The following is a 14305-nucleotide window of genomic DNA, read 5'->3' on the forward strand; positions in this document are numbered from 1 at the left end:
GGAAGGCAGCGGAGCGCCGCGCCGGGTGATGACCGGGCGTTAGGAAATTATCAATTTGCGTCGTTGGATTGATAATCGCTGCCAAAGAACTGCACTTGTTCCTCATGCGCATCAATCAACCCCTGGACAGCCTCCCCGACATGGCGGTGTTTGCCCGCGTGGTGGACGCAGGCAGCTTCTCGGCTGCTGCGCGGCAGCTGGGCATCACCCCGTCGGCGGTCAGCCGCCAGGTGGCCCGGCTGGAGGGGGCGCTGCGCGTGCGTCTGCTGGAGCGCACCACCCGCAAGCTGCGGCTGACCGATGCGGGCACGGCGGTCTACAGCCGCTGCCAGGACATGGTGTCTGCCGCGCGCGAGGTGTGGGCGCTGAGTGACACGCACTCTGCAGAGCCTTCTGGCATGGTGCGCATGAGCATGGCCAAGGCGGTGGGGCGCCAGCTGGTGCACCCGCTGGTGCTGCCGTTTTTGCAGAAATACCCCCAGGTCGATGTGCAGCTGCTCATCACCGACCGCACGGTGGACCTGTTCGAGGAACCGATTGACCTGGCCCTGCGCGTGACAGACACGCCGCCTCCGGGCCTGGCCGGGCGCCCGCTGGCCACCTTGCGCCATTTGGTCTGCGCCAGCCCGCGTTACCTGGCCGAACGGGGTCACCCCCAGCACCCGCGTGACCTGGAGCGCCATGCCTGCATCACCCTGGGCGAGGACGAGCGCGACCGGCACTGGCGCTTTGAGCGTGCGGGCGAGGCCGCCACGGTGGCCGTGCGCGGTCGCTATGTAGCCAACCACAGCGAGGTGCGGCTGGAGGCCGCGCTGAGCCACCTGGGCATTGCCAGCCTGCCGGGCTTTACCGCGCGCGCTGCGTTAGAACGGGGTGACCTGGTGACTGTGTTGCCCGACTGGGAGCACAAGACCTCGTACGCGGGCACGGCCTGGGTGCTGTACCCGTCCCACCGCTTTCTGCCCGCCAAGCTGCGGGTGTGGATTGACCACCTGGTGGAAGGATTTGCCGGTGTGGAGTGAAGCGGCTAAAGGGCGCGAGGGCAGGGCGAGCCTGCGGTGGGCTTAGCGGGTGTTGCACCCTCGACAGCTCATCTGGCCCGGGGCGGATCACCCAACGGCGGCGCCTCCGGGCCAACAGCGAGGTGCGCCACCCTTGCCGCTCTCTGGCACGCAGCGTTGCGCAACCACCGCAATTGCCATCTTTTGTGTAACCAAAGCCTGCAAATCAGGGTTTTCATCTTGTCATTTTGCGTAATTATGAGAAATTACGCACATGGCGGGGCAATCGCTACTGTTGTCAGCTGATGGAGGGGTGTTGCAGGCATTCGGCTTGCACAGTCCGCCAGCCGCTGATAGCCGATGCCTCGCGGGTTGGTGCCTTGGAGTCTTGTTTTCACATGCGTCCTGTCCCGAATTCACTGCACGACGAAGTCGCCTCCCGGCTGCGGGAGCAGATTTTTGCGGGCGCCTTGCCGCCCGGCAGCTTTCTGGACGAGGCCGCCTTGTGCGAGCGGCTGGAAATCTCGCGCACCCCCCTGCGTGAGGCGCTCAAGGTGCTGGTGGCTGAGGGGCTGCTGCGCCACGAGCCGCGCCGGGGCTGCTTTGTGGCTGAGGTCACCGAGAGCGATCTGGACAACATCTTTCCTGTCATCGCATTGTTGGAGGGGCGCGCCGCACACGAGGCCACGCGCAAAGCCGTGGCGGCCGACATTGCCGCGCTGGAGCTGCTGCATGAGCGCCTGCAGCAGTGCGCGGCCGACGGAAGCATTACCGATTACTACGAAGCCAACTACGCCATCCACGAGGCCTTCATCACGCTGGCAGACAACCGCTGGCTGGCCCAGGTGATTGGCGACCTGCGCAAGATCTTGCGCCTGGCGCGCCACAAGACGCTGCATGCCCCGGGGCGCCTGCAGCAAAGTTTGGCCGAGCACCTGGCCGTGTTTGCTGCCCTCAAGGCCCGCGACTGCGATGCAGCCGAAGAAGCCATGCGCACCCATTTGTTGCGCCAGCGTGATGCGCTGCGCGACGTAGCCCGCAACCAGCAATCGAGGTTGACCCCATGATCAACAGCACCCCCGAATGGATCGCCCGCAGCGTGTCCCGTCTGCGCACTGCCGCGCCTGCCCCCGACAAGGCGGGGGACAAGTCGGCCAAGGCCGCACTCGACAAAACCGTGACCGACGTGGTTGCCAAGGTCGCGGTGCCGCGCTCTACCCATGAGCGCCTGCAGGCCACGCTGCGTCGCGGCCAGGAGGCGCTGTCGCCCCGTGCGCTGCGCCGCCTGCTGGCCGACCTGCAGGAGGTGGTGGCCCCGCAGGTGAGCGAGATCGAAGGCGGCCGCCGCGCCCAGGCTGTGGCCGACTGGTACGCCAAGGCCGCGCCCGAAGAGCGGCGTGACATGTGGCTGCTGATGTGCGAGCAGTTTGCGCCGGACGCCACGCGCTTCAAGTCGGCCCGCCAGCGCTACGAGGCAGCGGCCGGCACGGCGGAGGAAGGCCAGGCGGAGATCGGCCTGCGCCGCGCCTTGGTGTCGCCCCGCACACGGTTGCTGCAGCGGTTTTCGGCGTTCCCCGAAGGCATGCGCTTTCTGGTGGACATGCGCGCAGAAATCCTGCCGCTGCTCAAGGCCGACAAGCGCCTGCTGCCGCTCGATGCCGAGCTGGAACACCTGTTCTCGACCTGGTTTGATGTGGCCTTTCTGGAACTGCGCCGCCTGTCGTGGGACTCGCCCGCCTCGCTGCTTGAAAAGCTCATCAAATACGAGGCCGTGCACGACATCCGCAGTTGGGCCGACCTGAAGAACCGTCTGGACAGCGACCGCCGCTGCTATGGCTTCTTCCACCCGCGTCTGCCCAACGAGCCGCTGATCTTTGTGGAGGTGGCTCTGGTGGACAAGATCTCGGCCAGCATCACGCCGCTGCTGGACGAGGCGGCTGCGCCCGTGGACATCACACGGGCCACCACGGCCATCTTCTATTCCATCAGCAACACACAAACGGGCCTGCGCGGCGTGAGCTTTGGCGACTCGCTGATCAAGCATGTGGTGGAAACGCTCACGGCCGAGTTCCCGCGCTTGCGCACCTTTGCCACGCTGTCGCCCATCCCGGGTTTCCGCGCTTGGCTGGGCAAGCATGCGGGTGCGATGCTGGACCGCCTGGACGACAAGCGCCGCAGCGAACTGGGCCGCGCGGTGGGGTTCGAGCCGCCGCAGGCCACGCATTTTCTCGGCGCGGTGGACAAGGCGCTGGAGCTGGACGCCAAATCCCCCGTGCGCCAGATGCTGCTGGAATGCGCCGCGTACTATCTGGGCCGCGAGCTGCAAGAAGGCAAGCCGGCAGACCCCGTAGCCCGCTTCCACTTGGGTAACGGCGCGCGGGTAGAGCGCCTGAACTGGGCGGGCGACCCGTCCACCAAGGGGCAAAAACAATCGTACGGGCTCATGGTGAACTACCTGTACGACTTGAAGCGCATCGACAAGCACCGCAGCTTGCTTGCGCAGGGCAAAGTGCCAGTGTCGGGGGACATCGACAGCCTTTGCCGCGACTGACGGGGCGCCCGGCATGATGTCGGGTGGACCAGAGACAGCGTATTTTTACAACGACAGGAGACAACGAATGATTGAATCGCGAATCCAACGCCGGGATGTCTTGCTCGGCGCAGCGGCTGCAGGTTTGGGCCTGGCCAGCGGCAGCAGCTGGGCCGACAGCAACTGGCCGACCAAGCCGGTGACGGTGGTGGTGCCTTTTCCCGCCGGTGGCGGTACCGATGCCTTTGCCCGGCCGCTGGCCGCGCAGTTTTCCAAAAGCACAGGCAAGACGCTGGTGATCGACAACCGGGGGGGCGCCGGTGGCACGCTGGGCGCCAGCATTGCCTCCAAGGCTGCTCCCGACGGCTACACCTTGTTCATGGGGGCGGTGCACCACGCCATTGCCCCGTCGATGTACCCCAAGCTCGACTACGACATCGAAAAAGACTTTATCCCGCTGGCGCTGCTGGCCAATGTGCCGCAGGTGGTGGTGGTCAACCCCAAGACGCCGTCTGCCAACTTCAAGCAGTTTCTGGACTATGTCAAGCGCAACCCTGCCAAGCTCAACTACGGCTCGGCCGGGGCCGGCACCTCGCACCACCTGGCGGGCGAGCTGTTCAAGCAGCAGACGGGCACCTTCATTACTCACATCCCGTACCGGGGCGCAGGCCCGGCGCTGCAGGACCTGATTGGCGGCAACGTGGACATGATGTTCGACGGCCTGGGGTCCTCCGCCAACCACATCAAGAGCGGCCGCATCAAGGCGCTGATGGTGTCCGGCCCCAAGCGCAACCCTGCCTTCCCCGACGTGCCCTGCGCCTCCGAAGTGGGCCTGCCCGACTACACCGTGACCACCTGGTACGGCCTGTGGGCGCCCAAAGGCACACCGGCTGATGTGCAGGCCCGCATCGTGGACGAAATCAAGCGCCTGGGCACGGCCGAAGAGCTCAAGGCCGTGTGGGCCAGCAACGGCGCGGACTACGGTGGCATGACGCAACAGCAGTTCGGCGCGTTTGTGAGTAGCGAGGTCAAGCGCTGGGCGGCCGTGGTGAAGGCGTCTGGCGCCAAATTGGACTAACCCCCTGTGGCGCTTTGCGCCTTCCCCCTGAAGGGGGACGCCACCCGTGGCCTGGCAAAGCCAGTTCCACGGTGGCGCTGGCGATGGTGCCGCGCGGGTTTCGAGGGCTGCAAGTGTTGAGCAGTGTAGGACGGGATGGATAGCAAGATGTCTGGTGAAGTGTTGATGAATGCCGGTGAGGGTGGAGTGGTGCATGTCACTCTGCGCCACACCGGGCGGCTGAACGCCATGTCGCGGCCCATGTGGCGGCAGTTGCGCGCGGTGTTTGAAGACGTGCAGCGCCGCTCTGATGCGCGCTGCGTGCTCATCGCGGGCGAGGGCGGGGCGTTTTGTGCGGGCGGAGACATTTCAGAGTACCCCGGCTTCCGTTTTGACGCGGCAGCCCTGCGCGACTTTCATGAAAACGACGTGTGGGGCGGGCTGAACGCCATGCTCCAGTGCGACGTGCCCATCGTGGCCCAGATCAACGGTGCCTGCATGGGCGCCGGCGTGGAGATTGCCAGCTGCTGCGACATCCGCGTGGCGGGCAGTGGCGCGCGCTTTGGCGCGCCGATTGCCAAGCTGGGTTTTCCGATGGCTCCGCGCGAGGCGCAACTGGTGGCCGGTGCGGTGGGTGACGTGACCGCACGCCAGATGCTGCTGGAGGCCGCCACCTTCAGCGCCCCCGACATGCTGGCCCGTGGCTTTCTGAGCCGCGTGGTGGCCGATGACATGGTGGCCACCGAAGCCCTGGGCAGTGCCCAGCGCATCGCCGCACTGGCGCCCCAGGCCGCCCGCATGAACAAACAGACGTTTCGAGCATTAAAAGCGCCTGTGGTGCTACAGAATCATGCCCAGTCTGCTATCGAAAAAATAGTAAATGGCCCTGCCGATCCCTATGCCTACGCCGCCAGTGCCGAGCACCGCGAAGGGATCGCTGCCTTTCTGGACAAGCGCGCGCCGGTGTTCTGACCGACGCCTTCATCCCCGCTTTCTCCCATTCAGCCAGTCCCAAACTCTCAACCCAGCTACCCAGCCCATCGAAGTCTGAGCCATGAGCCAACACAACCTCTTCAGCGCCCTGCGCGCCGCGTTCCCGTCTGACCTGGACAGCACTGCCGTCGAGACCACAGCGGCCGACGGCACCCCGCTGTACTACACCTGGCGCGACCTGGACCGCGCCAGCGCCCGCATCGCCAACCTGCTCGCATCGCTCAAGCTGCCTGAGGGCAGCCGCGTGGCCGTGCAGGTCGAAAAATCGGTCGAAGCGATGGCGCTGTACCTGGCCACGCTTCGTGCGGGCTACGTGTTCCTGCCGCTCAACACCGCCTACCAAAGCGCCGAGATCGAGTACTTCATCGGCAACGCCGAGCCTGCCGTCGTGGTGTGCTCGCCCGGTAACTTTGGCTGGGTCAGCAAGATCGCCTTCACCCTGGGCACGCAGCATGTGTTCACCCTGGGTGACGACCGCACCGGCAGCCTGCTCGATCGCGCTGCCCACCACGGTGACGAGCACCAGGCCGTGGCCCGCAGCGCCGACGACCTGGCCGCCATCCTCTACACCAGCGGCACCACCGGCCGCAGCAAGGGCGCCATGCTCACGCACGGCAACATGCTCAGCAACGCGGTCATGCTCAAGGACTACTGGGGCTGGAAGAAGGGCGATGTGCTCATCCACGCGCTGCCCATCTTCCATGTGCACGGCCTGTTCGTGGCCATCCACGGCGCGCTCATCAACGGCAGCAAGATGATCTGGATGGCCAAGTTCGACCCCAAGGCCGTCATCGCCGCCATGCCCCGTGCCACCGTGTTCATGGGCGTGCCCACGCTGTATGTGCGCATGCTGGCCGAGGCCGGTTTGAATAAGGATGCCGTGAAGAACATGCGCCTGTTCATCGCAGGCTCCGCACCGCTGCTCATCGAAACCTTCAAGGAATGGCAGCAACGCACCGGCCACACCATTCTGGAGCGCTACGGCATGAGCGAAACCATCATGCTCACCAGCAACCCCTACAGCGCAGATAAGCGCTACCAAGGCCAGGATGAACGCCGTGGCGGCACCGTGGGCTTCCCCCTACCGGGCGTGAGCCTGCGCGTGCAGGGCGACGACGGCAAAGACCTGCCCGTGGGCGAGATCGGCGGCATCCAGGTCAAGGGCCCCAATGTGTTCAAAGGCTACTGGCGCATGCCCGAGAAGACGGCGGAAGAGTTCACGAAGGACGGTTACTTCAAGACCGGCGACGTGGGCAAGGTGGACGAGCGTGGTTATGTGCACATCGTGGGCCGCAGCAAAGACCTGATCATCAGCGGCGGCTACAACGTCTACCCCGCAGAGATCGAGGGCTACATCAACGACATGCCCAGCGTGGCCGAAAGCGCCCTGGTCGGCGTGCCCCACCCCGACTTTGGCGAAGTGGGCGTGGCCGTGGTCATTGCCAAGCCCGGCGCCAGCCTGGACGCTGATGCCATCGTGGCCCAGCTCAAGTCGCAGCTTGCCAACTTCAAGATTCCGAAGAAGTGTTTTGTGGTGGCGGAGCTGCCGCGCAACACCATGGGCAAGGTGCAGAAAAATCTGCTGCGGGATCAGTACAAGGGGTTGTTTGCCTGATGCGGTCCCGAGGGGGGATGCGCTGCGCCTCCTGAGCGGGGTCGCTCACCCCGCCGTCTGACCCGCCGCCGCTGAGACCTGTGGGCTGCAGAAAATGCAGGGAGTTGCGGCTGGCGCTGCGGCGCCCTCGGCATGGTTGCAGCAGTGCTCCAGCCACCCGGCCACCAGCCGGTACACCGACAGATTGGTGCGTGCCGTGGGTGCGCACAGGTAGTAGCCCAGCGGGCTGTCAAAGCGGTCTTTCAGGGGCTCCACCAGGGTGCCCGCCGCCAGTTCGTCCTCCACCAGGCAGGTGGGCACGATGCCTACGCCAAAGCCTGAGACGGCGGCTCGGATGATCAGCGAGTACAGATTGAAGCCCGGACCGAACCGGCTGGCGCTGGTGTCCAGGCCGTGGGCTTCCATCCAGTCTTGCCAGGCCAGGGGTACTTCGATGTGCTGCAGCAGCGTGGCACGCATCAGGTCTTGTGGGGTGCGCAGGGGCAGGGCGGATTGCAGTTGGGGGCTGCAGACGATGCTGGTTTCTTTGCCAATCAGGTAGCGGGCATTGGCGCTGGGCCAGTTGCCGTAGCCGTACTGGATGGCCGCGTCGAACTCGTGCGGCGTCGCAAAGTCGTGCGCGTGCTGGTAGCGCACGAAGTTCAGCGACACCTGCGGCAGCGTGCGCTTGAAGTGCCCCAGGCGCGGGAAGAGCCACTGCGCCGCGAACGTGGGCGGCACCGACAGGTTGAGCGAGCCGCCGTCGCCCCCGTACGACATGAGTTGCGCTGTGGCCGATTCCAGTGCGGCCATGGCGGGGCGGGTAGCGTTGAGGTAGGTGGCGCCCGCCTCGGTCAGCTCCAGCCCCGTGGCCTTGCGGATGAACAGCTTCTGGCCCAGGTAGTCCTCCAACGCGGCAATGTGGCGGCTGATGGCGCTTTGCGTCACGCATAACTCGCGCGCAGCCATGGTGAAGGCCTGGTGCTTGGCGGCGGAGTGAAAGGCGTTCAGCTCTGAAATAGTGGGGCAGAGGCGGCGCATAGGGTTATCCCTTGATATGAGTGCTGCTCATGGGTGGGTGAGATTTTAGGCGTTGCGGCCAAGGGCAATTGGCCCGATAAATGCGTCCTGTGACAGCAACGTGTCAAGCGTCACACTCTGTAGATGCTGCAATGCACCAGATGGATGCTTGATGGTCATCATGGCTCCCCAAAAAATGGGCCATGAGTAATTTTGAAGCCATTGCGCCCACTTTGACGAACCTCATGACCTCTTTGTTGATTAAAAACAGCCGTGTGCTGGATGTGCATGCCCTGACTTTGCGCACCGGCTTGTCCGTTCTGGTGCAGGACGGCCGCATTGCGGCGGTAGGCGCCGACCTGGAGGTGCCAGAAGGTACAGCCACACTGGACGCAAAGGGCATGACCCTGATGCCTGGCTTGATCGACTGCCACGTGCATGTGGTGGCCTCGTCGTTCAACCTGGGCACGGTGGCCAAGATGCCCAACGTGTTCACCATGATGCGCTCGCTGCCCATCATGAAAGGCATGCTGGACCGGGGCTTCACCACCGTGCGCGATGCGGGCGGCGCCGACTGGTCGCTGGCCGAAGCGGTGCGCACGGGGCTGGTGCAGGGGCCGCGCATCTTCCCGGCGGGCAAGGCGCTGTCGCAAACCGGTGGGCATGCGGACTTTCGTCAGCGCAACGATGACCTGGATGTGTGCTCGTGCGCTTACAAGCTGGGCAACATTGGCCGCGTGGTGGATGGGGTGGATGCCTGCCGCCTGGCGGTGCGCGAAGAGATCCTGAAGGGCGCCACACAGATCAAGGTGATGGCTTCGGGCGGCGTGGCGTCGCCCAACGACCCGATTGGCAACCTGGGCTATTCCGAAGCCGAGTTGCACGCCATCGTGGAAGAGGCATCCAACGCCAATACCTATGTGATGGCCCACGCCTACACGCCGCGCGCCATTGCCCGCGCGGTGCGCTGCGGGGTGCGTACCATTGAGCACGGTAATTTGGTGGATGCCCCCACGGCAGAGTTCATGGCCGAGATGGGCGCTTTCATGGTGCCGACGCTCATCACCTATGAAGGGTTGGCCAACGAGGGCGAGCGTTATGGTTTGCCCGCGGTGTCGATTGCCAAGATCGACTCGGTGCGTGGGCAGGGCAAGCAGGCCATCGAGATTCTGGCCAAGGCAGGCGTAAAAATGGGCCTGGGCAGCGACCTGTTGGCCGAAACGCACTACCTGCAGTCCGACGAGTTGCGCCTGCGCGCCGACGTGCTGGGCAACGGGCCCGTGCTGCAGCAGGCCACGCTGATCGGCGCCGAGATCCTGGGCCAGCAAGGCCAGCTGGGCGAAGTGACGCCTGGTGCCATTGCCGACCTGCTGCTGGTCGATGGCGACCCGCTCACCGACATCACCTGCCTGCTGAACCAGGGCGAGCGCATTCGCGCCATCGCCAAGGACGGCGTGTGGGTCAAGAACACCCTTTGAGTCCCTTTCACCCCCCTCACCCCCAAAAGACCGGAGATCACCATGCAACGTAGAAATTTCGTCAAGCTCGGCGGCGCCGCAGCAGCTCTGCAGTTCCTTCCCTCCATCGGGTTCAGCCAGCAGGGCGAGGTGTTTCGCATTGGCTCGCTCACGCCCATCACGGGGGCGGGCAGCCCTTACGGCCCAGGCATGCAACAGGCCATTCGCCTGGCTGTGGACGAGGTCAATGCTGCAGGCGGCGCAGGTGGCCGCAAGCTCGAACTCTTCACCGAAGACGACCAGACCAAGCCTGACGCCGCCGTGCTGGCCGCCAAGAAGCTGATCGAGGTGAACAAGGTGCAGGCGGTGCTGGGCACCTGGGCCTCGGGCGTGACGCTGGCGGTGATGCCGCTGACCGATGCGGCGGGCATCATCCAGATGAACGTGTCGGGCGCACCCGCCATCTCCACGCTGGACACCAAGGACCTGGTGTGGCGCTTTCAGGCCACCAACGACCGTTTTGGCGCGGCGTTTGCCGAGATCTGCACCAAACGCGGCTTCAAGCGACCAGCCACCATGGCGTTCAACAACGCATCCGGTCTGGGCAATGTGGAAGGCTTCACGCGTGTGTGGGAAAAGCGTGGCGGCAAGGTGGCGGCGCATGTCACGTACGAGCCCAACCGCCCCAGCTACCGCAGCGAGCTGCAGAAGATTCTGGCCACCAAGCCCGACGTGATCGTGATGGGCTCGTACCTGCCCGACACCACCATCATCCTGCGCGAATGGTTCCAGTCTGGCGCAGACACCAAGTGGATCATCCCGGGCTGGGCGGCCAACCCCGATCTGGTGAAGGCCCTGGGCGCCGAGGTGTGCGAAGGCATCATCTCGGTGGACACCGTGTCCAACGAAAAGAGCGCGTCTTACGCCCAATTTGATGCCGCCTTTACCAAGGCCACGGGCAAGGCCGCATCCACCAACATCTACGCCGCCATGGCCTACGACATGGTGATCTCGCTGGCCCTGGCCATGGAGGCCGCTGGCCCCAAGGCCACGGTGGAGCAGGTCAATGCCAAGATGCGCGATGTCTCCAACGCCCCCGGCACGGCCGTGTTCACCTTTGCCGAAGGCAAGGCGCAACTGGCCAAGAAAGCCAAGGTGAACTACGAAGGTGCATCGAGCAAACTCGACTTTGACAAGGCGGGCGACGTGACGCCGGACTTTGGCGTGTTCATCATCGAAAAGGGCCAGCTGGTGCGGCGCGACGTGGTGTCCATCACCCTGTGATGGTTGTGCCCGGTGTAGCCGCAGGGTGCGGGCGCCGGGCTTTGTATTTTTGGACTCCGCAGGGCGAGAGATGCACGGAATGACGCAATGACCTGGATCGACTTTGTAAACCTACTGATCAATGGATTGATCGAGGGCCTGGTGGTGGCATTGCCCGCCTTGGCCATGACCCTGGTGATGGGCGTCAACCGCTTTCCCAACGCCGCCACGGGCGACATGATGACCACCGGCGCCTACGCGGCCGTGGCGGTGCAGCTGCTGGGCGGCTGGCCGCTGTGGGCGGCGGCGCTGGGCAGCATGGTGGTCACGGCCCTGGTGTCTGCAGGCTCGTACACGCTGATTTTTCGCAAGCTGGCCGGGCGGCCCATGGTGTCGTCCATGCTCGCGGCCATTGGCCTGGGGTTTTTGCTGCGCAGCCTGATCGGCTTTTTTGCCGGGCACGACCAGCGCACGTTTGACCTGCCCCTGGTGCGTGCCTGGAATTTTGGCGGCATCCGCATCCTGCCCACCGACCTGGCAATTGCGGCGGTGGCCGCCGCATGCCTGCTGGTGGTGTTTGTGCTGATCTACCGCACCAGTTTTGGCCGCCAGTTGCGCGCCGTGGCGGACAGTGCCGACCTGGCGCGTGCCAGCGGCATCCGCGCCAACGGGCTGATGCTGAGCCTGTGGTTGCTGGTGGGGGCGCTGTCATCGCTGGGCGGCGTGCTGCTGGGCATGAAGGCCGTGGTCAGCCCCGAGATGGGGTGGGAGAGCCTGATCCCCGCGTTTGCCGCCATGGTGCTGGGTGGCATCGGTAGCCCGGTGGGTGCGGTGTTGGGTGCGCTGCTGCTGTGTGTGGCGCAAGAGCTGGCGGTGCCGCTGATGGGGCCGTCGTACAAGCTGGTGCTGTCGTTTGTGGTGCTGGCGCTGGTGCTGCTGGTGCGCCCGGCGGGCATCATGGGCCGCGTGCAACTGGTGCGGTAAGGAGTCCGATTCATGATTGCTTATCTGTGTGCCATTGGCATTGTTGCCCTTATCTATTGCTTGCTCGCGCTGGGCCTGAACCTGCAGTTCGGCCTGACCCGGCTGGTCAACTTTGGCGTCGTGGCGTTCTTTGCCGTGGGCGCCTACACCTCGGGCCTGCTGGCGCTGCAAGGCGTGCCGCTGGTGCTGTGCTTTGTGGCGGCTGGCGTGCTCGCTGGTGTGCTGGCGCTGCCCATCGGCTTGCTGTCGCTGCGGCTGCGGGATGACTACCTGGCCATCGTCACGCTGGGTTTTTCTGAGGCGGTGCGCATCTCCATCCAGCAAGAGAGCTGGTTGACCAAAGGCGTGCAGGGCTTGCCTGGTCTGCCCAAGCTGTTTGCGTCCTGGGGCAGTGGCACGTCGGACATGGCGATCTTTGTCACGCTGCTGGCGGTGGTTGCGGTGGTGGCATGGGGCACGGTGCGCCTGGCGGCCAGCCCGTTTGGGCGCCTGCTCAAGGCCATTGGGGACGATGAGCCCGCACTGTCGGCCCTGGGCAAGGACCCGGCCTGGTTCAAGGTGCAGGTGTTCATGCTGGGGGCTGCGCTGGCCGGGCTGGCTGGCGCGTTCTATGCCCACTTCATCACCTTCATCACGCCCGAGCAGTTCATCCCGCTCATCACGTTTTATGTGTGGATGGGCCTCGTGATGGGCGGCTCGGGCACCGTGCGCGGCGCGGTGTTTGGATCGCTGCTGCTGATGGTGTTTCTGGAGGGCTCGCGTTTTGCCAAGGACTGGGTGCCGGGTGTGTCGGAGGTTGGCATGGCCAGCCTGCGCCTGGCGGCGGTGGGCCTGGCGCTGATCCTGGTCACCTTGTACAAGCCCAACGGCCTGTTTGGAGGCAAATCCCAATGACTGCAACAACGATGCTGAAGGTGGGCGCCGTCACGCGGCAGTTTGGGGGCTTTAAAGCGGTGGACGGGGTGTCACTGCAACTGGCCGCGGGCGAGATTCTCGGCATTGCAGGCACCAACGGTGCGGGCAAGAGCACGCTGTTTGCGGCCATTGCCGGACAGCAGCCCGCGGATGCGGGGCAGATCCACTTTGAGGGACAGGACATCACCCGCATGCCCCCATATCGCCGGGCCCGGCTGGGGCTGGTGCGCACGTTCCAGATTCCGCGGGAGTTCAAGAGCCTGACGGTGCACGAAAACCTGATGGCTGCCGCTGCCAACCCGCAGGGAGAGCGGCTGCTGAACGCCTTCTTCCAGACCCGCGCCCGCCGCGAGCATGAGGCACAGCTCTCCATCAAGGCAGACCGCATCCTGCAGTTTTTGAACCTGGCGCGGGTGCGCGATGTGAAGGCGGGTGGCCTCTCGGGTGGGCAAAAGAAGCTGGTGGAGCTGGGCCGGGTGCTGATGCTGGACCCGCGCTGCATCTTGCTGGACGAGCCGTTTGCCGGGGTCAACCCGGTGCTGATCGAAGAGATTTGCGACCGCGTGCGCGAGCTGAACGGGCAGGGCATCGCGTTCATCGTGATCGAGCACCACCTGCAGGCGCTCAAGTCGCTGTCGAACCGCATGATCGTGATGGACCGGGGCAGCATCCTGGCCGAGGGCGACCCGCACACCGTGCTGGACGACCCACGTGTGCAGGAAGCCTATATGGGAGGGGTGGTATGAGCGGCGCAGACAACTTGCTGCAGATCGCGCAGTTGCGCGGCGGGTATTCCGAGGTGGACATCATTCACGGCATCGATCTGGCCGTGGCGCCGGGCGAGATCGTGACCATTGCGGGCACCAACGGTGCGGGCAAGTCGACCCTGGTCAAGGCGCTGCTGGGCTTGCTGCCGCGTGTGGCAGGCACCATCCACCTGGGCGGACGCGACATCACGGCCTTGTCGGCGGAAGACCGCTTTGATGCCGGGCTGGCCTACGTGCCGCAGGTGGCGAACGTGTTCCCATCTCTCACCGTGCGTGAGAACCTGCAGGTGGTGCGGGGAGTGAAGCACCTCAAGCAGCGCATGGACGAGGTGCTGGCGGACTTTCCGGCGCTGGTGGAGCGCTTGCCGCAGCCCGCCAGCAACCTCTCGGGCGGCGAGCGCCAGCAACTGGCCTTTGCGCGGGCCCTCATGCCGTCGCCCCGCATCATGGTGCTCGATGAGCCCACGGCAGCGCTGGCGCCGTCCCTGGTGGGCAAGGTGTTCGACATGGTGCAAAAGCTGCCCGCCGCAGGCGTGGCGGTGCTGATGGTGGAGCAGCGCGCACGCCAGGCGCTGCAGATCAGCCAGCAGGGCTACATCCTGGACCAGGGTCGTTGCGTGTTGCAGGGCCCGGCGCAGGGTCTGCTGGCCGATGAGCGGATGGCGCAGCTTTACCTGGGCAACCACTGAGCCACAGGGCACACAGCCCTGAATGAAGAACACCG

At 65.1% G+C, this 14305-nt stretch carries 13 protein-coding genes; 12 read left to right on the plus strand and 1 reads right to left on the minus strand.

Annotated elements, in window-relative coordinates:
* Positions 1-104: 104 nt before the first annotated feature.
* The 6 genes from C8C99_RS04880 (at position 105) to C8C99_RS04905 (ending at position 7196) form a co-directional block, all read left to right on the plus strand.
* Positions 105-1022 (plus strand): LysR family transcriptional regulator, encoded by a 918-nt coding sequence (locus C8C99_RS04880; protein ID WP_108627045.1) that lies wholly within the window; start codon positions 105-107, stop codon positions 1020-1022.
* A 377-nt stretch (positions 1023-1399) separates the two neighbouring features.
* Positions 1400-2068 (plus strand): GntR family transcriptional regulator, encoded by a 669-nt coding sequence (locus C8C99_RS04885; protein WP_108625124.1) that lies wholly within the window; start codon positions 1400-1402, stop codon positions 2066-2068.
* The gene (locus C8C99_RS04890) at positions 2065-3552 is read left to right on the plus strand and encodes a malonyl-CoA decarboxylase (protein ID WP_108625125.1); all 1488 of its coding nucleotides are present in this window, start codon (positions 2065-2067) and stop codon (positions 3550-3552) included. Before C8C99_RS04885 ends, C8C99_RS04890 begins: the two co-directional genes overlap by 4 nt.
* A gap of 67 nt (positions 3553-3619) precedes the next feature.
* Entirely contained in the window at positions 3620-4609 is a 990-nt protein-coding gene (locus C8C99_RS04895; protein WP_108625126.1) for a tripartite tricarboxylate transporter substrate binding protein, read from the plus strand.
* 147 nt (positions 4610-4756) lie between these two features.
* Positions 4757-5560, plus strand: a complete 804-nt coding sequence (locus tag C8C99_RS04900; protein ID WP_108627046.1) for an enoyl-CoA hydratase/isomerase family protein — start codon at positions 4757-4759, stop codon at positions 5558-5560.
* A gap of 82 nt (positions 5561-5642) precedes the next feature.
* Positions 5643-7196, plus strand: coding sequence for a malonyl-CoA synthase (locus C8C99_RS04905; RefSeq protein ID WP_108625127.1), 1554 nt, complete (start codon positions 5643-5645; stop codon positions 7194-7196).
* Between the two features lie 45 nt (positions 7197-7241).
* On the opposite strand, the gene C8C99_RS04910 is transcribed toward C8C99_RS04905, so the two are convergent.
* Positions 7242-8216 (minus strand): LysR substrate-binding domain-containing protein, encoded by a 975-nt coding sequence (locus C8C99_RS04910; RefSeq protein ID WP_056638223.1) that lies wholly within the window; start codon positions 8214-8216, stop codon positions 7242-7244.
* A gap of 224 nt (positions 8217-8440) precedes the next feature.
* Here C8C99_RS04910 and C8C99_RS04915 point away from each other — a divergent pair, with 224 nt between their 5' ends.
* The 6 genes from C8C99_RS04915 to C8C99_RS04940 all read left to right on the plus strand — a co-directional run bounded on the left by C8C99_RS04915 (position 8441) and on the right by C8C99_RS04940 (position 14270).
* Entirely contained in the window at positions 8441-9673 is a 1233-nt protein-coding gene (locus C8C99_RS04915; RefSeq protein ID WP_056638226.1) for an amidohydrolase family protein, read from the plus strand.
* Positions 9674-9715: 42 nt separating this feature from the next.
* Positions 9716-10936, plus strand: a complete 1221-nt coding sequence (locus tag C8C99_RS04920; protein WP_108625128.1) for an ABC transporter substrate-binding protein — start codon at positions 9716-9718, stop codon at positions 10934-10936.
* Positions 10937-11023: 87 nt separating this feature from the next.
* Positions 11024-11899 (plus strand): branched-chain amino acid ABC transporter permease, encoded by an 876-nt coding sequence (locus C8C99_RS04925; protein WP_056638232.1) that lies wholly within the window; start codon positions 11024-11026, stop codon positions 11897-11899.
* A 12-nt stretch (positions 11900-11911) separates the two neighbouring features.
* The gene (locus C8C99_RS04930) at positions 11912-12793 is read left to right on the plus strand and encodes a branched-chain amino acid ABC transporter permease (protein WP_056638235.1); all 882 of its coding nucleotides are present in this window, start codon (positions 11912-11914) and stop codon (positions 12791-12793) included.
* Positions 12790-13560 carry an ABC transporter ATP-binding protein gene (locus C8C99_RS04935; protein WP_082576724.1) on the plus strand — a complete coding sequence of 257 codons (771 nt, stop codon included), beginning with the start codon at positions 12790-12792 and terminating at the stop codon, positions 13558-13560. Before C8C99_RS04930 ends, C8C99_RS04935 begins: the two co-directional genes overlap by 4 nt.
* Positions 13557-14270, plus strand: coding sequence for an ABC transporter ATP-binding protein (locus C8C99_RS04940; RefSeq protein ID WP_108625129.1), 714 nt, complete (start codon positions 13557-13559; stop codon positions 14268-14270). The genes C8C99_RS04935 and C8C99_RS04940 overlap by 4 nt, the downstream gene beginning before the upstream one ends.
* Positions 14271-14305: the final 35 nt, after the last annotated feature.

The sequence above is a fragment of the Acidovorax sp. 107 genome (assembly GCF_003058055.1).
In the GTDB taxonomy this organism is placed as follows: domain Bacteria; phylum Pseudomonadota; class Gammaproteobacteria; order Burkholderiales; family Burkholderiaceae_C; genus Acidovorax.

What these genes read in the sequence shown, in the direction of transcription:
- C8C99_RS04880 (WP_108627045.1), top strand. Translation starts at nt 105, where the DNA reads ATGCGCATCAATCAACCCCTGGACAGCCTCCCCGACATGGCGGTGTTT.
- C8C99_RS04940 (WP_108625129.1), top strand. Translation starts at nt 13,557, where the DNA reads ATGAGCGGCGCAGACAACTTGCTGCAGATCGCGCAGTTGCGCGGCGGG.
- C8C99_RS04885 (WP_108625124.1), top strand. Translation starts at nt 1,400, where the DNA reads ATGCGTCCTGTCCCGAATTCACTGCACGACGAAGTCGCCTCCCGGCTG.
- C8C99_RS04910 (WP_056638223.1), bottom strand. Translation starts at nt 8,216, where the DNA reads ATGCGCCGCCTCTGCCCCACTATTTCAGAGCTGAACGCCTTTCACTCC.
- C8C99_RS04890 (WP_108625125.1), top strand. Translation starts at nt 2,065, where the DNA reads ATGATCAACAGCACCCCCGAATGGATCGCCCGCAGCGTGTCCCGTCTG.
- C8C99_RS04905 (WP_108625127.1), top strand. Translation starts at nt 5,643, where the DNA reads ATGAGCCAACACAACCTCTTCAGCGCCCTGCGCGCCGCGTTCCCGTCT.
- C8C99_RS04925 (WP_056638232.1), top strand. Translation starts at nt 11,024, where the DNA reads ATGACCTGGATCGACTTTGTAAACCTACTGATCAATGGATTGATCGAG.
- C8C99_RS04915 (WP_056638226.1), top strand. Translation starts at nt 8,441, where the DNA reads ATGACCTCTTTGTTGATTAAAAACAGCCGTGTGCTGGATGTGCATGCC.
- C8C99_RS04920 (WP_108625128.1), top strand. Translation starts at nt 9,716, where the DNA reads ATGCAACGTAGAAATTTCGTCAAGCTCGGCGGCGCCGCAGCAGCTCTG.
- C8C99_RS04935 (WP_082576724.1), top strand. Translation starts at nt 12,790, where the DNA reads ATGACTGCAACAACGATGCTGAAGGTGGGCGCCGTCACGCGGCAGTTT.
- C8C99_RS04930 (WP_056638235.1), top strand. Translation starts at nt 11,912, where the DNA reads ATGATTGCTTATCTGTGTGCCATTGGCATTGTTGCCCTTATCTATTGC.
- C8C99_RS04900 (WP_108627046.1), top strand. Translation starts at nt 4,757, where the DNA reads ATGTCTGGTGAAGTGTTGATGAATGCCGGTGAGGGTGGAGTGGTGCAT.
- C8C99_RS04895 (WP_108625126.1), top strand. Translation starts at nt 3,620, where the DNA reads ATGATTGAATCGCGAATCCAACGCCGGGATGTCTTGCTCGGCGCAGCG.